The 20588-nt window shown below is 55.7% G+C and carries 16 protein-coding genes and 1 other annotated feature; of the genes, 9 read left to right on the top strand and 7 right to left on the bottom strand.

The features are described 5' to 3' along the window. Positions 1-120: 120 nt before the first annotated feature. The 3 genes from FE784_RS33175 to FE784_RS33165 all read right to left on the bottom strand — a co-directional run bounded on the left by FE784_RS33175 (position 121) and on the right by FE784_RS33165 (position 2495). Complete coding sequence (locus tag FE784_RS33175) at positions 121-885, bottom strand: sugar phosphate isomerase/epimerase family protein (protein ID WP_139606545.1); 765 nt, start codon at positions 883-885, stop codon at positions 121-123. Positions 886-958: 73 nt separating this feature from the next. After that, positions 959-1807, bottom strand: coding sequence for an AAC(3) family N-acetyltransferase (locus FE784_RS33170; RefSeq protein WP_139606544.1), 849 nt, complete (start codon positions 1805-1807; stop codon positions 959-961). Then, entirely contained in the window at positions 1797-2495 is a 699-nt protein-coding gene (locus FE784_RS33165) for a cyclase family protein (RefSeq protein ID WP_176706690.1), read from the bottom strand. The genes FE784_RS33170 and FE784_RS33165 overlap by 11 nt, the downstream gene beginning before the upstream one ends. A gap of 240 nt (positions 2496-2735) precedes the next feature. Between FE784_RS33165 and FE784_RS33160 the strand changes: the two genes are divergently transcribed. From FE784_RS33160 to FE784_RS33145, 4 genes are all read left to right on the top strand, one after another. Further along, positions 2736-5045 (top strand): helix-turn-helix domain-containing protein, encoded by a 2310-nt coding sequence (locus tag FE784_RS33160; RefSeq protein ID WP_139606542.1) that lies wholly within the window; start codon positions 2736-2738, stop codon positions 5043-5045. Positions 5046-5359: 314 nt separating this feature from the next. Next, positions 5360-7201, top strand: a complete 1842-nt coding sequence (locus FE784_RS33155) for a DUF7402 domain-containing protein (protein WP_139606541.1) — start codon at positions 5360-5362, stop codon at positions 7199-7201. Between the two features lie 35 nt (positions 7202-7236). Continuing rightward, positions 7237-8550: an ABC transporter substrate-binding protein gene (locus FE784_RS33150; RefSeq protein WP_139606540.1), complete on the top strand. Its 1314-nt coding sequence runs from the start codon at positions 7237-7239 to the stop codon at positions 8548-8550. Positions 8551-8636: 86 nt separating this feature from the next. Beyond that, positions 8637-10190: an extracellular solute-binding protein gene (locus tag FE784_RS33145; RefSeq protein WP_139606539.1), complete on the top strand. Its 1554-nt coding sequence runs from the start codon at positions 8637-8639 to the stop codon at positions 10188-10190. 69 nt (positions 10191-10259) lie between these two features. On the opposite strand, the gene FE784_RS33140 is transcribed toward FE784_RS33145, so the two are convergent. Continuing rightward, the gene (locus FE784_RS33140; protein WP_139606538.1) at positions 10260-11309 is read right to left on the bottom strand and encodes an MraY family glycosyltransferase; all 1050 of its coding nucleotides are present in this window, start codon (positions 11307-11309) and stop codon (positions 10260-10262) included. Between the two features lie 212 nt (positions 11310-11521). Here FE784_RS33140 and FE784_RS33135 point away from each other — a divergent pair, with 212 nt between their 5' ends. Next, a complete protein-coding gene (locus tag FE784_RS33135) occupies positions 11522-12352 on the top strand; it encodes a helix-turn-helix transcriptional regulator (protein ID WP_281287194.1) in 831 nt (276 codons plus the stop codon). Between the two features lie 343 nt (positions 12353-12695). On the opposite strand, the gene serC is transcribed toward FE784_RS33135, so the two are convergent. After that, on the bottom strand, positions 12696-13784 hold the full coding sequence (serC, locus tag FE784_RS33130; protein WP_139606536.1) for a 3-phosphoserine/phosphohydroxythreonine transaminase: 1089 nt from the start codon (positions 13782-13784) through the stop codon (positions 12696-12698). Positions 13785-13993: 209 nt separating this feature from the next. Between serC and thpR the strand changes: the two genes are divergently transcribed. After that, positions 13994-14590 carry an RNA 2',3'-cyclic phosphodiesterase gene (thpR, locus tag FE784_RS33125; protein WP_139606535.1) on the top strand — a complete coding sequence of 199 codons (597 nt, stop codon included), beginning with the start codon at positions 13994-13996 and terminating at the stop codon, positions 14588-14590. 17 nt (positions 14591-14607) lie between these two features. Here the strand turns inward: thpR and trpS are convergent, their stop codons facing one another. After that, the gene (gene trpS / locus FE784_RS33120) at positions 14608-15669 is read right to left on the bottom strand and encodes a tryptophan--tRNA ligase (RefSeq protein ID WP_139606534.1); all 1062 of its coding nucleotides are present in this window, start codon (positions 15667-15669) and stop codon (positions 14608-14610) included. 217 nt (positions 15670-15886) lie between these two features. Further along, positions 15887-16205, bottom strand: a binding site (T-box leader). A 228-nt stretch (positions 16206-16433) separates the two neighbouring features. Between trpS and FE784_RS33110 the strand changes: the two genes are divergently transcribed. Further along, positions 16434-17528 (top strand): SGNH/GDSL hydrolase family protein, encoded by a 1095-nt coding sequence (locus tag FE784_RS33110; protein ID WP_139606532.1) that lies wholly within the window; start codon positions 16434-16436, stop codon positions 17526-17528. A gap of 28 nt (positions 17529-17556) precedes the next feature. Next, positions 17557-18978 carry an MBOAT family O-acyltransferase gene (locus FE784_RS33105; RefSeq protein WP_139606531.1) on the top strand — a complete coding sequence of 474 codons (1422 nt, stop codon included), beginning with the start codon at positions 17557-17559 and terminating at the stop codon, positions 18976-18978. Between the two features lie 73 nt (positions 18979-19051). On the opposite strand, the gene FE784_RS43005 is transcribed toward FE784_RS33105, so the two are convergent. Next, positions 19052-19156, bottom strand: a complete 105-nt coding sequence (locus tag FE784_RS43005; RefSeq protein WP_425465579.1) for a DUF6183 family protein — start codon at positions 19154-19156, stop codon at positions 19052-19054. Between the two features lie 110 nt (positions 19157-19266). Here FE784_RS43005 and FE784_RS33100 point away from each other — a divergent pair, with 110 nt between their 5' ends. After that, positions 19267-20190 (top strand): hypothetical protein, encoded by a 924-nt coding sequence (locus FE784_RS33100; protein WP_139606530.1) that lies wholly within the window; start codon positions 19267-19269, stop codon positions 20188-20190. The last annotated feature ends 398 nt before the right edge of the window (positions 20191-20588 follow it).

Genomic DNA, 20588 nt, shown 5'->3' with positions numbered 1-20588 from the left:
CCCACCTTTTTGTAGTGCAAATCTCTCTTTTTGACTTTTTCTACAACCGGACCTTTTCCATTTCATACGAGCAAGACGTTGCCGCCCGGGGGCAAACTTGATCGAAAACAAGTCGAGACCTCACAGCTCCTTGAGCATTTTCTTGAAGCTGTCCAACATGCTCCGGTAGCCGGCCTCGTCCGTCTTTTCCTCCATGTAAGGGGTGAAAGAAAAGTAGCCTCTATACGAGCGCTTCAGCAAAATCGAAGCCAGCTCCTTCACCTCGGCGTTTCCTTGTCCCGGAAGGACGGGCCTTCCGTCCGCGAACAAGCCGTCGTTTACCCGCAGAAACCGGATATCGCCCTTCAGCTTGCTGCTGTAATAGACGTGGAAAAACGGATGGGCCTTCCTCCTGACGAACTCCAACGGATTGAAGACGATCCCGGTATTCCCGTCCTTCATCCGGCCATAAAATGCCGTCACGCCGCGATCGTCGGACAGGGTCGTACTCGAATCGTTTTCGACGACCAAGCCGATGCCGTAAGCTTTGGCCGCTTGCACGAGCCGGCACAGCGCTTCGGTCTCGACCTCCTCGTCCGCTTCCTGGCCGATTGCCGGTATTTTGATATGCTCCGCTTGAAGCTGCAGCGCTTTCGTCAACAGCTTTTTGTAGTAGTCGTAATCGATTGCCGGCTTGCTGCCGTTCAGCAGCACGATTTTTTTGTGATGCTCGATGAGCAGGCTCCGGTAGCGCTCCAGCTCCGCGCCGGTCAGCTCGACAATCGGCTGTCCGCCCACATCGTCGTCGATTTCCAGATTGGAAATTTGCAGCTCGCTGCAAAGCTCGATTTGTTGCAATAAGCCGGCGGCGGCCCGCCCGTCCACCTTGATGCTGAAATTGAACACTCGAATCGTCCCTCCTTCGCAAGCGGAATACGCGCGCTATCGGACAGGAATTCCGTAAGCGGGCGGTTGACCTTCAATTTTCCACGACGCATATTTCGCATGTCCGATCTGCGCAGCCATTTCCATGGTACATCGAATAATCGATGGCCTCTTCCGCGTACAGAAGCCGGGACCAATGGCAGGAGTTGCAATTCGGATTGGAGCAAATGAAAAACAGCGGATCGTCCCGCAGCAGCTCCAGCCCGATATCGAATACGGCACGGACGTCCATCACGAGAACGGCCGCATTCCCGATTCTCCCTTCGACGAGCGCATCCCTCTCGCGCAGAACGGGCGTCAGCCGCAAAAAATCCCGGTGTCCGGGCGGGAACTTGTTCAAGGTGAACGATTTATGCCCATACCCTGCGATGTAGGTAGGAGCGGGGATCGTAACGGTCCTCAAATACCGGGCGTCGATCGCTTCTTCGAGCGCGTGCATGATCGTATTCCGGTCCATGTCTACGCCGAGCAGCATGACTTTGCCGCCCATGTCCTTGATTTTGAAATACGGGGTTTCCGGGCCGCAGCCGGTATCGCATCGCTCATGGCCAGACGTAATCCATTCCGCGTGCTTGCCGACGGCCGCGACCGAATGAACGGGATGCAAGCTCCGGCGCGCGTCGACTCTTTGCCTGAACGTCTCCGATATTTTGCCGACAGCCGAAGGAGTCAATGCCTCGTCGAAAGGTTCGGACCAGCCGGTCAACGTCGACATCACGATCGTCCCTTCCGGCCCTACGGCTTCCAGCAGCGCGTCCACGACCGCTCCGGCGCCTCCCTCGACATAGCCGATGCTGGTCAGCGAGCTGTGCACGAGCACGATATCGCCTTGACGAATATCCATCAGCTCGAGGCTGGCCAGCATATCCCGCTTATTTGTCATCCTTGTCCGCCTCCTCCATCAATATCGCCCGGCACGGGACCGCACTCGTCCCCGATATGTGCAGCGGCAGCACCGTTAACCGGACGTCCGGCCGGCGAACGGTCTCCAGGTTCACGCACGGAGCCAGCATCAAAATGTCCGCCTCGTAAAACTCCGGGAAAAACCGTTCCGACTTCGTCAAATGGTCCCATCGCGGGAAATCGCTCCCTAACAAAACCGGCCTCTTCTTTATTAACCATTTCATCGCTTCATACGTAAAATACGGCGAAAATTCGAGGTAGCGCTCATCCATCCAATGCTTCCCCCAACCGGTCGCCACCAAGATCGCGTCGTCTTCGGAGATGCGCTCGCCTCCCAGGCAGCTTTCCAGCATCGGGACCGTAATGGGAACTCTCGATTCCGGGCTTTCGAACAAGCTCCCGTCCAGCTTCAGCACGATGCAGCGTCTATCGACCAGCTTGCCGATCGGAATATCGGCGACGTCGTAGCTGGCATCGCTTCCGTAATAATGCGCAGGCGTCTCCAAATACGTTCCCGTTTGCGAATGCATGCCCTCGAACACCTCGGCGTACACATCCGCTTCCACCCACGGGACACGGTCAAGAGGCCTCATCCGGAATTTCGGAAACGGCTCCTCGTAATTCCACATGCCGTTCCGGATGACACCGGTAATATCGATCACGTTCATTCGGCTGCCTCCTGTCGCGTAATGCCCCGGTACACGCCCCCCCATCGGTCGCGGCCGGCTTCCCTTGTCTCCACGCTTTTCTCGTCTAGGATGGCATTAAACCGCCTGACTTGCAATAGCGAAAATCGCCGCTTTATTTGTCGGAAAACGTCGTTTGGCCCGGCTTGCCTGTCCGCTTCAGATCGTTCATAATAGTAGCCATATTCGTCGATCCCCGCCAAGTTCGGAGGAATACAGTCCATGAAGATATTCCGCTGGAGAACGCTGCTCATTACAGGCTCCTACTACAAACGTTTGATCAGCTTCGGATTGTTGACCGTATGCATTCCGATTATGCTGGTCGCCTTTTTCTCCTATACGTTGATATCCGGGCACTTGCAGCGGGAAGTAAACCGGGCGAACCTGGAAATGATCGATCAAATGCAGCAGCGGATCGACGCTTCGCTCCAATGGGTGTCCAAGACGGTCCGGGGGCTCATTCTGGACCCCGCTCTCCAGCAATACATTTACCAGAACGACCGGAGCCGTTACATCGATATGATGCAAATCACGGACAAGTTGAATGCGATATCCCGCTCCATCGAATACGACAATACCGTCAATTTGCTGCTCCACGCAGAGCATATCGTATTATCCACAACCCATGGCTATGAGAAGATCAATGACTTGGCCGGCCGATATCCGTTTCTCAATTCCATCGGCCTGGACTCCAAGCCGAAATGGATCGTGAAACCGAACGAGCGGGCGGTCACTTACGTGCAGCCGCTCCCTTTGTTCACGAACGTCTCGCTCGCCTATTTGACGATCGACATTCAAGAAAACGCTTTACAGTCGATTTTAAGCTCGACGGAGCAGTTGCGGTCGGGACCGGTCTTGCTTCTGGACGAAACGGGCACCCTCGTCTCCGTCTCCGGCCCATCGGCCGGCATCGGACAAGTAGGGGAACGCCTGGACTGGTTCTCGCAAATCGTGGACGTTCCGGGACAGGCAGGTGAACGGACAGGCATTGTTTCGCTCGATCGCCCGTCCGCCCAGATCGTTTACTCCAAATCGCCGTCTACGGGCTGGATTACCGTATTGCTCGTTCCCACATCCGCGATGGACGCTTTGAAGGCGGAGGTGGCGTACAGCACGCTGTTCATTTGCCTTATCGCATTCATCGCCGGAATATTGCTGCTCTATTTCAACTCCCGCAAGCTGTACGCCCCGATTCGCAGTCTGCTCAAGCAGCAGCTCGTTCCGGGCGGGAGCTATCCGCTCGATACCCGCGGCAAAATCGACGAATGGAGCTGGATTCGCCAAGAATGGGGCAGCCTGAAAGATCAACTCGGCCTGTTCTACGAACGATCGAAGCAGGACGAAACCGCTCTTCGGGAATTTTTGTTCCTGCATCTCATATACGGCCATTATGAGAATGAAAGCCACGATCGGGTTGGCGAATTGTGCATGCAGCACGGCTTGAATCCGGATGCCGGATGGGACGTGATGATCGTCGAGGCGGAAAACTACGAGCTGCACGGCCATTTCGGGAAAGAGGACCGCTCACTGATTTTGCTGGCCATCTCCAGCGTCTGCCAGGACGTCCTGAACCAGCATAATGTGGGCTGCCATTTCGTCTACGGCCTCGAGACCGCTCATGTCATGATCGTCATGCACACAGCCGGACTCTCGGCGGACGAGCACGACCGGGCGATGAAGCAGCAAATCGCAGAGACGATTCGGCTTTATGTCGGCACCTATTTGAAGGTACAAGTGTCTGTCGGCATCGGAACCCGCCACGATCATCCGAAGCATATCCGAGCATCGTACCTGGAAGCGCTGGAAGCGCTCAGCCTCCGGATGGTCGCAGGCGGTTGCCGGACGGTTCATTATCGCGATCTGGAGCCGCTGCAGCACGATTTTCGCTATCCGTTCGAGTTGGAGACGGCAATCGTCCAAAGCTTGCAGAAAGGCAGCCGCGAACGCGTACAGCACGATTTCGCGCAATTTACTGCCGCCGTTACGGACCGGCGATACCCTACACCGCACATCGAGCGGGCTTTTCATATGCTGTATATCCGGCTCGTGCAGACCGCGGCCGAGATGACCGGACATGAAGCCAACCCGCTCTCGGAAATGGACGTACTGGAGCGGATGACGGCCGCCCGAACATCGGATGACTTCCGGCATTTGTTCGCGGACGAAGTATTTCCCCGCCTTCTGCCGATCTTCGAAGCGGCGAACGCCGATCGGGGGAAAACGATCGTGGAAGCAGCAGTGCTGTATATGCGGGAGCATGCGTCGCAAGACCACTCCCTGACAACCGTCGCCGATTATGTCGGGGTCAGCCATTCGCACTTCAGTAGGCTGTTCAACAAACATGCCGGTCAGAGCTTCGCCCAATTCGTCGCGGAGCTGAAAATCGAACGCTCGAAGGAACTGCTCGCACATACCGATAAAACCGTCGTCGAAATTGCCGAGGAGATCGGGTATACCGAACGCACGTTCCGCCGCGTGTTCAAGACGCTGACTGGACAAACGCCGGCCCATTACCGGCAGGAGCAAGGATAGCAGATCCCCCAGAAGTACCGCCATAGCCGGCATCCGCCTGCCGCATAGGCGGTCTTTTTTTGTTCCAATCGCCGCATACCGGAGCAAAAAAAGACCTCCGGCCGCCACGGATCAATCAAATCCTTGATACAGCGCGCTTTCTCCACTTCCGCTCCGCCGACCGGCCCGCTCAACTATTCGCCCGTATTCCAGCCGCATCATAACGTCCTATCATGAAATGCGAAGGAGGATATCATCCAGACCGGAACGGCAAACGAACAGTCCGGCATCGTAATAAGTATCAAAATTAAAGGAAAGGCAAGGGGATCACGCATATGCAGGCAATGAATTTCTTCAGCCGGCGATTATCTGTGAAGCTGCTTATTTGCGTCTTGCTGGGATTGTCGATACTGATGGTCGGCGGAACGTCAAGCCGCGTCAACGCCCAAGACGTCAATATCGCTCCGGCGGCCATCCCGACCGCCAGTTCGACCAGCATCTCGGGCGGAGTCACGTATTCGGCGGACAAAGCGGTCGACGGCATCAAAAATTCCAACGACCACCGCTGGGTGTCCAAATGGGACAAAGCGGAGCCGCATTGGTTCCAGCTGGAATGGCGTTCGGACAGAAAAGTCGGCAATGTCAAAGTATGGAGCGGTTCGTCTTCCGGCATCAACTGGCAAATCGCCGCATTCGATGTAGAGTATTGGGACGGCAGCCAGTGGCTGAACGCCGCATCCGTCGCGAACAACGACAAGGACGGATACCTCGGACAGTTTAACGATATCTCCTTCACGCCGGTTACGACGCGCAAGCTGAGATTGAACATCTCCGACTCCAGCACGATCGATACGATCGCGAGATTGCTGGAGATCGAAGTGTACGAAACGGTGCCGTCGCAAATCACGATCGGGGTGAACGCGGCCGTCTACCATCAAGCGATCGACGGCTGGGGAGGCAATATCTATACAAGGCAAATGCGGCGGTTCGCCGACGCCGATCCGAATTATTTGGACAACATGCTGGTCGGGCTGAAGACGACCCATGTGCGAAATGTAAGCTTGTGGCACAAGCTGGAGGAACAGAACGACAACGCCGATCCGGCCGGCTTCGAGTGGAGCCAGTTCGCTGCGGGAGACACCGGCGAATTGCATGAGGAGTTTCTCGGCTTGCAGGAGCTAATGCAGAGAGGCATCAAGCTGCATTTCAGTCCTTGGAGATTCCCGAACTGGATCGCGGGCAAGCCGGCCAATTACGATTGGAACGGCGCACAGATGGAGCTTCCCGCGGGTATGGATGACGAGTATGTGGAAAGCCTTGCCGGATATTTCCTTTACGCGCGCGAGCATTACGGCATCGTCTTCGATTACATCTCGATCGTGAACGAGCCCATGTACGGAGGAGTTTACATTAAGGGCATAACGGCGGAGCGTTACGTCTCCCTTACGCAAAAGCTGAAAACGAAGCTGGAAGCCCACCAATATGACGCCCAATATGTCGGAGGCGAGACGAATAGCGCCACCGTAACTTCTGCGGCATGGACCGATACCGTATTTCAGAACGATACGAACGGCATTCTGGACGTTCTATCCTTTCATTCCTACGATCGCATACTTGAAGGTCTCCGCAGCTACCGCGACACATCCGCCGTCTATCAAGCCAAGCTTGTCGTAGGCGAAGCCGAAGCCCAGACGCACGGGCAGCTGTCGGACAAAAATACGTGGCTGCGGGCGATGCGCAACGCGCTCGCTTATTATGACATTCTCGCCTACAGCAACGCGAATCTGATTTATTACTTCTGCTATTCGGCCACCGATACGGGCGGCCTGACCGCCTACAATCACTGGACGAAAACATGGTATCCGGTATATGACATGCTGAAGCATTACCATAACGGAATTCCGGCCGGATCGGTCCGAATCGGGGCCGATTCCGTAAGCGACGTGCTTACGCTTGCCTTCCGCAAGCCGGACGGCAAGCTGGAACTGATTCTGATCAACACTTCGAACGCAACGAGCCATTCCGTGAAGCTGATGGCTGGCGACGGCACGTTCGACATCCGTACGAGCGACGACAGCTTGCGCTATCAGCAGCTGCCCGCCATCACCAGCACAGCCGCAGGCGGCGCTACCTTAACCTTGACGCCCAACAGTATTACATCGCTTTCTCAACAATAGTCAGAGCACACACACCACTCAGGAGGTTTTCCCATATGTTTGCAGCCAACAACAAAGCAACAAGATTTGCGGTCCCGCTCCTCTGCTTATCCGTGCTCGCCGCATGCGGCGGCCAAGATAAGGCCGGCGGCTCGCCAAACGCCCAAAGCGCCGACAAGCCCGATATCGCCTCCCAGCCGGCCGAGCTTACGATCTATGACAGCTCCGGCAATAAGCTCGATTGGATTATGGACAACTACGGCAACAAGTTGAAAGAGAAATTTCCGAACTACAAAATTACGATTGTCCCGCAGGATAACGCCAAATCGCTGGAAAACTTGATTTCATCCGGCGGCAACGCCGACATCGTAACGAGCGCAACCGGCAGTATCGTATTCGATATGCAGATGCAGAGCGATATCAGCGACCTGATCGCGAAATACAAGTACGATTTGTCCAAGCTCGAACCGACTACGGTGGAAATCCAGAAAAAGCTGGCGAACGGCGGTCTGTATGCGCTGCCGGCCTGGACTACGACCGGAGTGCTGTTCTACAATAAGGATATATTCGACAAGTTCGGGGTGCCTTATCCGAAGGACGGCATGACGTGGGACGACATTTACGAGCTGGCGAAGAAAACGACCCGCATGGACAATAACGTCCAGTACAGAGGGCTGTCGATGGCGTTCGAGCATATTATGATGCTGAATCAGCTCGGAGCCGCGCATATCGATCTGAGCACGAACAAGTCGCTGTTCACGGCGGACAATTTCAAGAAAGCGTTCGAAAATCTGGTCCGCTTTTACCAAATTCCGGGTAACGGAATGCCGGGAAACAAATTTTTCTTCGCCAATGAGCAGGATCCGTTCTACAAAAACAACACGATCGCGATGTTCATGACTTTGCACGGCGGAGGCCGGACGTACAAAGATTCGGTGAATTGGGATACGGTTACATTGCCGATATTGAAAGATAAACCGGAAATCGGCTCGCAGTCGTACCCGAACTTCTTCTTCCTGTCCAAAACGAGCAAAAACCGCGATGCCGCGTTTCAAGTGCTGTCCTACTTAACCTCGAATGAATTTCAGCAGTTCGTCGTCCGCAACGGCTACATCCCGATCTTGAAAGATCAATCGATAGCCCAACAGATCGGCGCCGATATTCCGGAATACAAAGGTAAAAACATTAAAGCCGCCTTGCCGAAAACGTTCGCGCCGCCGACGATCAAGACCAAGTACCAATCCATCGCCAACACCGAGACGAGCGCGGCGCTGAATGCCGTCGTTTCCGGAACGGACGTCAATACGGCGCTCCGCGAAGCAGGCGAACGCGTCGACAAAAAGATCGCGGCCCAGTTGGGCGCGAAATAACCGGAACAGCCGTCAGGAATCCGCCCGTTCACGCAAGGGCGGATTCCCCTTGCACATTCGGTCGAAGGGGAGGACCAATTCCTGCCATGCCAACATTCAAAGTGGTGAAGAAGGTTCCGCTTGTCCTGCTGACGCTCGCCGTGCTCACCGGCTGCATCATGCTCCCCGACGCCCTTGCGCCGGCATCGCCCCAGTCGCCGTCGGGTTCGGACGAGCGGACGGCGACTGGCATCACGACCGTTCTATACGGTGATGCCCCAGACTTTTCCAGCCCGTACTATCGTGATTTACAGCATAGAATGGGCGTCAGCCTGGCAATCCGGGCGGTTCCGTACAACAGCTACCACGACCAGTTCCGTCTGGATGTGACTTCCCAGAAGCTGACCGATATTGTGTTGAATTTGGACCCGTATTCGTCGATCAGCCTCGGCGCAATCCGGCAAGGAGCTTTTCACGACCTTACGCCTTTTCTCGGCGATGCCCGCAAATATCCGAACCTGGCGCGCATTCCGAAGACGGTATGGAACAACACGAAGATCGGAGGCAAGCTGTACGGCATTCCCCGTCCGACGGGGTTGACCGATCTCGCCCTTCACATTCGCAAAGACTGGCTGGACAAGCTGGGCCTCCCCGTCCCGGCCACCTTAGACGAATATACGGCGGCATTGCGGGCATTCGCCCATCTTGATCCGGACGGCAACCGCAAACGCGATACGTACGGATTGGCCGTATACGGACCTACCCTGAACGCGGCGGCCGGCCCGCTCGGCTCCGCTTTCGGCGTCAATACGCCGACGTTCGAAGGAGATCATCTTCTGATCCCGTTCATGACCGCAGGCTACCGCGATATGGTCGCCTGGTTCCGCGGCCTATACGCGGAGGGGGTCATTCCGCCGATGTACATGCTGCAACTGTACGGCCAGGAGAGAGATTTGGCGAAGAACGGCAAAGCCGGCTCGCTCGGCAACCCGTTGAACGGCTTGTGGGAAATCCAGATGACGGCACAGAGCCAAGATCCGCAAGCGGAATGGATCACCTTGCCGCCGCTGCGAGGACCTGGCGGCTACAGCAGCTTCCAGCCTCCGGGTTATATCGGCGTACTGATGATAGCCTCGCACGTTCCGAAGGAAAAAGTGGAACGAATCGTTTCTTTCCTCGACCAAACAGCTACGCAAACGTTCAAAGATTTTGAGCGATACGGGTTGGAGGGCCGGCATCATGTGGCGGACAACGGGACGATTCAAATCCATGAGACGCTCCGGAAGCAAGAAATCGGAGATATTTCGATAGGGGTCGGATATTACGAGCCTCACGCCAAAGCGGTTACGCCGAAAGCCCCGACCGCGTTCAACGAGCGCCAAATCCGCTTGTCGGAGCAGTACGCCGAGCTCGGGGTGCCGACTCCGCTGCAAGGACTCGTGTCCGACACGTATATGAGCCGCTCCGCCGATTTGTTCAAAGACAAAAATATGCTGCTGACGAAAGTAATTACCGGGGAAAGCCCGCTGCAAGAATGGGAAGATTACGTTTCCCGTATGAAGGCGGATCCCGAAGTGCGCAAAATGATGCGCGAATATGCGGAGCAGTTCCGGATGCACCATGCCGAGACGGTGCTTTGGGGCCAAACTTCCTCGCGTTAGTGCGGCAATTGCTCCACTTTCTCAACAAAATCGGGCCTCCCTTATCCGGAAGACCCGATTTTGCTTTTCCTACACGGTCAACAGCAGCAAAATGATCGACATCATGCTGAGGCACACATTGACGAGCCACAGAAAAGCGACGACCTGCTTCGGCTTCATGCCGGTCGACAGCAGCCGATAATGGGCTTGGCTCGCGTCGGCCTGATAGATCGGCTTGCCTTGGCGCAGCCTGCGGAATACGACGAACAGGTTGTCGAAAATCGGGACGCCCAGCGCCAAAATCGGGATGAACAACGACAGCAGCGTCGCCTGCTTGAAAGCCCCGTCAAGCGCGATAACGCCGAGCAGAAAGCCGAAGAACGTCGCTCCGGCGTCGCCCATGAACACTTTGGCGGGCGCTTTGTTGTAGCGCAAATAGGCGAGCGCGCATGCCACGACGATGATCGCCATCATCGCCGGGCTCGACTGCCCTTTGGCCAAGGCGACGATGAACAAAGTTCCCGCGGAAATCGCGGATAAGCCTCCGGCCAGGCCGTCCATCCCGTCGGAGAAATTAATGACGGTCGTGACGCCGAATATCCACGTCACGGTCAGCACGAGCTGCAGCCATTCCGGCAGCAGCACTTCCTGTCCGGTGAACGGATTGGAAAAGCCGTAGAACACGATGCCGGACTTGTACACCAAATAGGCGGCGGCCACCTGTACCAGAAATTTCGGCATGGCGGGAAATTCTTTGCGGTGCGTCTTGTACCAGTCGTCGATCGTGCCGATCGCGAGCACCATGAACGATCCGGCCAAAATGGCGACCGTCCGGCTCGTCTCCTGCTCGACGAACAGCAGGAACGTGCAGACGAATCCGATGAAAATGGCGATTCCTGCGGTCAACGGGATCGGCTCCCGGTGAATTTTGCGTTCGCTGTCTTCGCGGGGCTTGTCCACGAAATCGATGCGGAAAGCAAGCCGGCGCAGCGGCGGTATCAGGAAGTAAACGATTGCAAATGCAACGGCGAAAGCGAAAGTATAGACGATAGGAATCCCTCCGGAGTAGGCTGGATAACAGTTACATACGTTATGACGCCGCAAGGAAGGGAAAGGTTCATTTTCGGCCGAAAAATTCATATCATCTTCGCCCAGTCGGACGGAGTTGTATGGTATAATACAAACAAGTTTAATACAAGTGACGTTTCAGGTCCGACTTTATACCAGTCCCGTCGGATAGCAGTATTCGGTTCTCCCACTCCGCTTTTCGTTACAAGGAGGAATATGTATGGCGGTCTTTCCGCAGTATCAGGACGCCAAACGACCGATTTTTGGTCGGCCAACAAAAAGGCATGCTTCCCTTCTACGTTTCATACAATCAGCCCGGGGCGCACTACCCGATGCACTATCACGACTTCGCCGAGCTTTCCTTCGTCATGGAAGGGACCGGAAGCGAATCGATCAACGGAGTCACTCACGAGCTGCGACGCGGCACGATGTCGCTGCTGCTCCCCCATCACATTCACGAGCTAAGCAGCAGCAGCTCCGATCCGATCAAGCTGTACAGCTGCATGTTCGATATTCATATTTTGTTCGGCAATCCGTACGAGGATTATATGAATCGCTGGATCCATAAAATCGGCTCGGAGCTCCCGTCGTTTCACCATTTCGAGGGCGACCGGTTGAACGCGGTTACAACCTTGATCGGGCAAATCGTCAAGGAGTACAAAGAATCGCATATGGGAAGGGATGCCATCCTGCGCGGCAAGCTGATCGAGGTGGTCACCCTGCTGCTGAGAGCGATGCTTGACGGGACCGAGTCTGCTGCCGTTCAACACAACCATCCGAAAATGCGCGTATGGAACATATTGCGCTACATTCATTTGCACTACAACGAGCCCATTACGCTCAATTCCGTCTCGTCCCATTTCAACCTGCATGCGTCCTATATTAGCCGGATGTTCAAAGAGTATACGGGCAAAACCGTGGGCGACTATATGCACGAATTGCGCATCTCCCGGGCCACGACTTTGCTGACGGCAAGCGAAATGTCCATTTCCGACATTTGTCTCGAGGTCGGCTACGACAACTACCGTACATTCGCCCGCGTATTCCGCGAGCATCACGGCATGTCTCCGTCCGATTATCGGATGTCGCATAACCGGCCGGTCATCTCGCCCTGATGCTCCATTTCACCAAATCGGCTCCCGGCGGCCAATGAAAATCACGGAACCGGCGGCCCCCTCCGGCTTACCTGCAAAAGTGCAGGCAGATTCGGTCCAAGAAGGCCAAATCCGGCTATCTGCCTGCAAAAGTGCAGGTAACTTTCCCAAACTAGCCGTTTTTAGCGAGTTATAGCGCAATCTGCCTGCACATTTGCAGGCAACAGAGCCATTCGGTCGAATTGAAGCCAAACAAGATGCACATTTGCAGGCAGATCCTGGCCGGACCCGCCATACACCTTCCTTATCGTTCGAAAAAAGGACGGGAGTCGCCCGATAAAAGGGATACTCCCGTCCTTTCCTGTTACCCGTTGCGCTGTCTGAAATCGTTCATGAACTCGGCCAATGCCTTGCAGCTCTCGTACGGAACCGCATTGTAGGTCGACGCCCGCATATGGCCGACGTCGCGGTGGCCCTTCAAGCCGACGAAGCCTTGCTGCTCGGATTCTTGAATGAATTTCTTCTCCAGCTCCTCGCTGCCGATCGCGAACGTAATGTTCATGAGCGATCGGCTGTCCGCCTCGACGAGTCCTTGGTAGAAGCCGCCGCTGCCGTCGATGGCGTCGTAGATCAGCTTCGTTTTGTCGCGGTTGATCCGCTCCATCGCTTCGAGCCCGCCGTTGCCCTTGATCCACTTCAGCACGAGATTCATAATATAGACGGAATAGACCGGCGGCGTATTGTACAGCGATTTGCTCTTGGAATGCGTTCCATAACGGAGCATCGTAGGCAGGTGCTTCGCTTCGTTCTGCAGCAGGTCGTCGCGGATGATGGAGACCGTTACGCCCGACGGGCCGAGATTTTTCTGGGCGCCGGCATAGATGAGCGCGAATTTCGATACATCTACAGGACGGCACAAAATATCGCTGGACAAGTCGCCGATCAGCGGAACCGAGCCGGTATCCGGGTAGGCGGCGTATTGGGAGCCCGCTATCGTTTCGTTGGACGTGATATGCACATAAGCCGCGTCCGGGCGCACTTCGATCTCGCCCAAGTCCGGTATGCGGCGGAATCCGCTCGCTTGCCCGCTGGCGGCCACATAAGTTTCCCCGATGCCCTGCGCTTCCTTGATCGCTTTATCGGCCCAGCTTCCGGTGAGCACGTATCCCGCCGCTTGTCCCGGCTTCTGGAAGTTCATCGGAATCATCGCAAACTGCGTGCTGGCTCCGCCCTGAAGAAACAACACCTCGTAGCCGGATTTGATGCCGAGCAGTTCCTTGATCAGCGCCTGCGCTTCGTCGTTCACTTGCTCGTATTGTTTGCTCCGATGGGAAATTTCCATGATCGACATGCCGATTCCTTGAAAATCGACGAACTCCTCCTGCGCCTGCCGGAGTACTTCCAGCGGCAGCGCGGCCGGTCCGGCGTTAAAATTGTATGCCCGTTTCGTCACAAGTTACCACACCTTCTGCTGTTTGTTTAATATCGCTATGATAGCAGTATTCGCCATGGCGTTCAATAAGGTCGGACAATTTGTCCGAAAGATGTCTAAAATTAGATTCCGGATAACGCTTTCCGACACGTTCACGACCGCCCGCCGAAACCGATTTGGAGATTTCCGCCTAAAACGGTAATATAGTGCTCGAAAGGTGATGATGTCTTATGACGCAATCGACGACGTCCGAACAACCGAGGCTTTTCGTCGCCGTGCCGATTCCCTCCGAGCTGAAGACCAAGGCCGGAGAGGCCGTGAACGGACTGAAACGGCAGCTGCCGTTCAAAAAGTGGGTCCACCCCGACGATCTGCACATTACGCTGAAATTTATCGGAGAAGTCGCTCTCGTCTCGCTGCCCGCGATCGAAACGAAGCTGGAGCGCATCGCGGCACGTTGCAACCCTTTTCCGTTGCAGTTGCTGGGCGCGGGCACATTCGGCGCGCCGCAAGCCCCCCGCGTCCTGTGGGCCGGACTCGGCGGCAGCCAGCTCGCGCTCAAGTCGCTTCAAGCCGACGTCGAGCGCGAGCTGGCCGAGCTCGGATACGAGCCCGAGAATCGGCCATACTCTCCTCACGTCACGCTGGCCCGACAGTACTCGGGTACCGAGCCGGCCCGCAAAGACGCGCTGGGCGGCCTATTCCGCCCCGACGGGGATAGCCCGCACGAGTGGACGGCCGACCGCATCGTGCTGTATCGCAGTCATTTCGGACAGACGCCGATGTACGAGCCGATCCGTACGATCGTCTTCCATGCGGGGGGATGAAGCGCCCCCGTCATCCGCTACAGCATTTGCAGCCCCATCGCTTGACGTACCTCGGCAATGACTTGCCGGGCGGAAGCTCTCGCCTTATCCCGCCCGATCCGCAGCAGCTCCAGCGTATCCGCTTCGCTCAGACGCTCGCGCCGCTGCCGGAACGGCTCCACGACGCCGCTCAGACTCCGAGCGAGCTTCCGCTTGCATTCGACGCAGCCGATCCGGGCGCTCAGGCATAAGTCGGCGATTTGCTCCCGCTCCGCTTCACCGGTAAAGAACGTGTGCAGATGGAACACGTTGCAGCCTTCCGCCGTCGGATGTCCCGGCTGTTCGCGATATACACGCGAAGGATCGGACAGCGCCTTCCGCGTCTTTTCCTCCACTGCGAGCTCGTCGTCCTGCAGGCTGATATAAGCGGAGGCTCCGTCCGACTTGCTCATCTTGCCCGCTCCCGACAGCGAGGGAATTCTGGCGGCATTGTCGATCAGCGGCCGAGGCTCGGGAAAAACGTTCCCGTACAGCTGATTGAACCGTCTCGCGATCGTCCGCGCGATTTCCAGATGAACGAGCTGATCGTCCCCGACCATGACCGTCTCCGCCTTGAACAGCAAAATATCGGCCGCCATGAGTACCGGATAGCCGACCAGCCCGTAGTTGACGTTGTCCGGGTGCCGCTTCGCCTTTTCCTTGAACGTCGGCACCCTCATCAGCTCCCCGAGCGGCATGACCATGCTCAAATAGGTGTGCAGCTCGCATATTTCCGCGGCGAGCGAAGACTGTACGTACAGCGTGCACCGCTCGGGGTCGAGCCCTCCGGCCAAATAGTTGCGGGCCGTCCCGACCACATGGCCGCGCAAATCGTCCGGCTTCGGATGAGTCGTGAGCGAATGAATGTCCGCTATGAAGTAGCGTGCGTCGTAACGCTCTTGCAGATCGACGAGCCCTTTCAGCGCGCCGTAATAGTTGCCGACGTGCAGCTCTCCCGTAGGACGAATGCCCGATATTAGGCCGGGACGGCGTCCCGTTCCCCGATATGCTTCCTGGTGATGCCCGGAGCTTGGCCCCGCGATATGGTTCTTACTAGTCATCGAAATCCCTCCATTTGAATATGCCTCTCCTGACGAATCGTGTTTTGCGGATAAATGTTCCGCTTGCGTGGTCTTTCCGGCGTATCGCCGCTATCGTTTGCGTTTGCCACCAACCGTCGCTCATTCGCGACCACGTCCTTTCCCGTTCCTCCGGAGTGATGCTTTCCTTTGGCTTTCTACCGCCAATAAAAACAAAAAAGAGCCTTCCGTCCCTATACAAAAGGACGGAAAGCCCGCGGTGCCACCTTAATTAGTTTGCCCTGCGGCAAACTCGCTTTTGCGGTACGGAGCAACGTCACCCTGCCGCGCCGAAAAAGGCGTGCACGCTAATGCGTTGTCGATACCGTGCCCATGGATATCGGGTAGGTTTCCCGCCGGAGCCTACACGCTCCGCGCGGCTCAAGCTGCCGCAATCGGAACCGTCTCGGTCCGGATGCTCGGAAGTCCATTCGGCATGCCGTCCGCACCGGTTCGCACCCGCCACCGGCTCTCTGACGCTTTCGCACATGCGTACTTCTCTTCTTCATCGCACATTGGATATGAAACAATTGGAAACATTATACCGTACGCCTGCCGCATCCGGCAAGCGCCAATCGGGATCCTCGATCGGGAAACGTGTCGAACCTCGACGCGGCCGTTTCGGGATGCCCTCCTTTTTTGCCAAATTACGCCGTAATTCAAAACTTTTCAACGATAGTTGACGTCTAATCAATGTTCAGACACAATAGTACTATTGAATTTGGAAAAAGGTGAAACCAAACTAGATGAAATCCGTCAAATACGTCCTTGTTCTCTTCATCGCCCTGCAATTTTTGTTTCCTTACGCATTCTCGCTTTCCGACGTATATCGCAATCGTATGGACTACACGCTCATGCTGAACAACAGCAACACGCACGACATCGATGCCGTCCTGCAGCAGTTGAAGCGGGACATCGACAAGCGCGGACGCGACGATTATATCGTCATCCTCGGCGACTCGATCTTGTACGGCAGTCCCGGCAATTCGGACCAGCCGGTCAACGTCTTCCTGCAGCAAAAGCCCGGAGCCCCGGCCGTCTACAATTTGGCTTTTCCGGCGATGCAGCTTGGCGATATGTACACGATGCTGCTGAAGCTGGACAAATTCGGCATTTCCAGCGACAGGCTGCTGTTCAATATTCGTTACGCGTCGTTCATCCCCAGGGAGCCGACCCCGCCCGCCGTATTTTGGCTCGGGAACGAATTGCGCAGGCTGGATCGCGAGGCATACGAGCACGTGCTGCCGCAGCTTGCGAGCGCCGGCTTCGAGACGCCGGACAACCCTTACGAATATTTCACGCGCGCGTTGCACGAAGACTGGCTGCCCCATCTGTCGCTCATTCGCTATAAGGATTACTTCCGCCAGCAAATGCATCGCCTCTGGCTCGTACATATACGCAACCAGCCTGTTCCCGACGATTCGCTGGACGATTCGCGCGCCTGGACGATCAAGAAGGAGTGGCAGGAATCGATCGGGCTGAACTTCTACGATTTGCTGCAGGACCCGCAGCTGATCGCCAGCTTTACGGACAAGCCGTTCGATCTGTCGGAGAACAATTGGGACGTTTACTTCCTGAACAAAATGCTGGCCCATCAACAGGGGAAACGGACATGGGTCGTCTTAAGCGGTACGAACCACGATCTGATGAAGGAATCCGTGGAGCTGTCCGGCTATAAAGCGAATCTGGAGGCAATCGACCGGATGATGGCGGCCAAAGGAGTTGCCTATATCGATCTGGAAGGAGTCATTCCGGGGGATTATTATTCCGACCATACCCACATGACGCCGGAAGGCAACGCCATGCTCGCCGATATTTTGTGGCCGTATTTGCAGAAATAGACACTTCCATCGGATAGGAGAACTTTCGATGCTTTTTCATACACCCGAGTTTATCGCGCTGATGATCGTCTCGCTCGTGTTTTTCTATGCGTTCCCGCGCTGGCGAATCCCGATCTTGACCATAGCGAACATGATCTTCTACGTCGTCGCCGGAGTAGGCAACCTGCTGCTCTTCTTGGCGATGACGGCTTTCACCTATTATTGCTCCAAAGCTTTGAGAGGGCCTTATAGCCGCTTCTTCCTCTGGTTCTCGATCGTGGTCAACGTGGCTAACCTGGTCTTCTTCAAATACACGACGTTTCTGATCCGTTCGGCGGAAAACTGGCTCTCGATCAAGCTGCTGACGGATAACTCGTTTCTGCTCAAAATCGTGCTGCCGATCGGCATCTCGTTCTACACGTTCCAAATGATCGCCTATTTGGTCGACGTGTACAAGAAGCGGTGGGAGCCTGCGCAATCGCTCCTGCGGTTCTGGGTGTTCATTTCCTTTTATGCCCATTTGGTCGCCGGACCGATTATGCGCGGCAAAGAATTTATGCCGCAAATCGACAACCTGCGCAAAATCCGGTTCAGCGCCGCCAATTTCCGGCTGGGAGCATTTTTCCTTACGCTGGGCATTTTCAAAAAGGTCGTGCTGGCGGACTATTTGACGCCCCACGTGGACGAATTTTTTTCGCGCACCGCGACGTTGACCGGCGCCGAAGGCTGGGTCGCCGCCTACATGTTCGCCTTTCAAATCTTTTTCGACTTCTCGGCGTACAGCGAGATGGCGCTCGGGATCGCATACTTTTTCGGCATGGAGCTTGCGGTCAACTTCCGCACGCCTTACTTGAGCCAAAATCCGACCGAATTTTGGCGGCGTTGGCACATTACGCTGTCCAACTGGATCAAGGATTACATCTACATCCCGCTCGGCGGCTCCCGCAACGGCGAAGTCCGCCAATATACGAACCTGTTCATCGCGATGACGATATCCGGCATATGGCACGGCGCCTCCTGGACTTTCGTGGCCTGGGGGATGTTTTACGGCCTGCTCGCGACGATCCATAAACTATATATGATGATCAAGGAAAAGCTCGGCCTCGGCTTCCTGGACAAAAGCTTCATCTACCGGTTCATCGCCATCGTCGTCTTCTTCCATATCACCTGTATCGCCTGGGTGCTGTTCCGGGTCAACGGTCTGCGCGACGCGCTGTCGCTGATCAAGCGGATGCTGCGGCCGGAAGCGTTCCAATTTACCGGCTTGAACGTCTATTTGGGCATCGTCGTGCTGCTGTTCGGACTGCATGTCGTCGAATATTTCCTGCACAAGCACCGCTCCGGCCTGTCGGAATGGTGGCACAAATACTTTCCGGCTCCGGTACGGGCCGTCGTGTATACCGGGATCGCGGCATTGCTCATCCTGTTTTTGCGCGGCGAGCAGAACACGTTCATCTACTTCCAGTTTTGAAAAAAACCGGCCGCAAGGCCGGTCGAAGAGCGGAGAAGCCCATGCGGCTTCTCCGTTTTATTTTTCGGAAAGCTCAATCCGTATCGGTCGCGGCCAAAACGGCGAGCGTCCTTCCGACCGGCCTGAGGGCCGCGATGCCGCAATCCCGGGCGACTTGGCGAAACCAGGGCGTCGGCACCTCGACAACCGCTCCAATCGAGTCAAGGGAAGCCGGATTGCGCGAAACGGAGAGCCATGCTACATTTTAGGTATGAATTGGAAAAATGGTCCGAGGAGGTTTGACCGAAGATGAAGCACTTCACTGCCAAAGCGGCGCATTCCCGCCCTTCCCGCGAGGAAGCGCAAAATAAAGCTATGCATGCATCCTCTCCGAGCGCCCGTCCGGCTTATTTGCCTTCGACAGCCCTGCACGTCCAGCACCTCCAGCGGACGATCGGCAACTATGCCGTCCAACGGATGGTGTCCGCGCAGACCGGCGCATCCGGGCTTATCCAGCGTACCATTCCCGATAGCGTCAAAAAGGACGAAGACGTCTACTACAAGGATGGCATGAAGGAAGCCGAGGGCAGAGCCGTCATCCAGAAAATAACGAAACAGGACAAAGCCGCCTTGGACGGCATGCAGGGCGGCGACGAGATGATGCTCCAGCATTACAAGGAGTCTCCCCATAAAATGTTCGCCCATGAATGGGGGCTGGGCTTGGACCGCGACGATCCCGGCGGCGACACGGTTCTCATTGCCGGGGGCAAAAACGGCGTCATGTGGGGACCTTATTTAAAGCATTTGATCCCGCTCGCCCACGCCCACCCGTTCCGGGAAGACCGCAAAATCGACAAGAATATCGTCTTCTTCGACGAAATCAACGGCGAGAACGACACGCAAAAAGGCTCGCAGCGGCTGCTCATCCTTCCTTCGGCGAGCGACGTCGAATTTAGCGCCTATCAAGGCGTCGCCGACCATACGGTGTACACCCCGTACTCGGTTCTCGATCATAAAACGACCGGCCGGAAGGCGATTGCCAATCCGTCCATTCCGCAATTCGCCGGCGCTCCCCGCCTCAGCTTTCGCATCCTGAATGCGGCTGTAGATAAGGATAATGACAAGCATATTTTCTGCACGTTGGCCGCTATGGAAGGCGACACCGAATTTTGGCGCAAAGACGGCGTTTTGGCCGATATGACGAAAGGAGGACATTCGACACTATTTTTCTAAATCGACAGAGAGGGGGATATAGATGACGCCTGACGGGAACGAGTGGACGCATCTGTAAAAAATCCGGTTGTTGAAAAAAGTCAAAAAGAGAGATTCGCATTGCAAAAAGAGCTGGGGGAAATGTGCGGAAAACGAAGCGATTGACTTTAAAATCGTGTTGTAACCGCAAAAATCTTAAAGCAACACGATTTTACTTAAAGCAACACGATTTTAACGGATGTGGAGCGCATTCCCCCACCTCTTGTCTCCGGCGCTTCCTTTCTTTGCAGACTTTTTAAATAGCCTCAAAACATACAGTTATTTCGGCACTTTTTCGCGGAAATCACAATTTTACTGGAAAACCTACTGTTACTCAGCCCCACTCCCTGCTTGATACCTCATATCGGCGGAATTACATG

Source organism: Paenibacillus hemerocallicola, from assembly GCF_006265175.1.
GTDB lineage: Bacteria > Bacillota > Bacilli > Paenibacillales > NBRC-103111 > Paenibacillus_AB > Paenibacillus_AB hemerocallicola.
This window is presented reverse-complemented; position numbering and strand designations above follow the sequence as displayed.

Excerpts from the sequence above, each read along its gene's own strand:
- FE784_RS33110 (WP_139606532.1), top strand. The coding sequence starts at position 16,434 with ATGAAATCCGTCAAATACGTCCTTGTTCTCTTCATCGCCCTGCAATTT.
- FE784_RS33160 (WP_139606542.1), top strand. The coding sequence starts at position 2,736 with ATGAAGATATTCCGCTGGAGAACGCTGCTCATTACAGGCTCCTACTAC.
- FE784_RS33165 (WP_176706690.1), bottom strand. The coding sequence starts at position 2,495 with ATGAACGTGATCGATATTACCGGTGTCATCCGGAACGGCATGTGGAAT.
- FE784_RS33105 (WP_139606531.1), top strand. The coding sequence starts at position 17,557 with ATGCTTTTTCATACACCCGAGTTTATCGCGCTGATGATCGTCTCGCTC.
- FE784_RS33170 (WP_139606544.1), bottom strand. The coding sequence starts at position 1,807 with ATGACAAATAAGCGGGATATGCTGGCCAGCCTCGAGCTGATGGATATT.
- FE784_RS33150 (WP_139606540.1), top strand. The coding sequence starts at position 7,237 with ATGTTTGCAGCCAACAACAAAGCAACAAGATTTGCGGTCCCGCTCCTC.
- FE784_RS33135 (WP_281287194.1), top strand. The coding sequence starts at position 11,522 with ATGCTTCCCTTCTACGTTTCATACAATCAGCCCGGGGCGCACTACCCG.
- FE784_RS33100 (WP_139606530.1), top strand. The coding sequence starts at position 19,267 with ATGAAGCACTTCACTGCCAAAGCGGCGCATTCCCGCCCTTCCCGCGAG.
- FE784_RS33145 (WP_139606539.1), top strand. The coding sequence starts at position 8,637 with ATGCCAACATTCAAAGTGGTGAAGAAGGTTCCGCTTGTCCTGCTGACG.
- thpR (WP_139606535.1), top strand. The coding sequence starts at position 13,994 with ATGACGCAATCGACGACGTCCGAACAACCGAGGCTTTTCGTCGCCGTG.
- FE784_RS33155 (WP_139606541.1), top strand. The coding sequence starts at position 5,360 with ATGCAGGCAATGAATTTCTTCAGCCGGCGATTATCTGTGAAGCTGCTT.
- trpS (WP_139606534.1), bottom strand. The coding sequence starts at position 15,669 with ATGACTAGTAAGAACCATATCGCGGGGCCAAGCTCCGGGCATCACCAG.
- FE784_RS33140 (WP_139606538.1), bottom strand. The coding sequence starts at position 11,309 with ATGAATTTTTCGGCCGAAAATGAACCTTTCCCTTCCTTGCGGCGTCAT.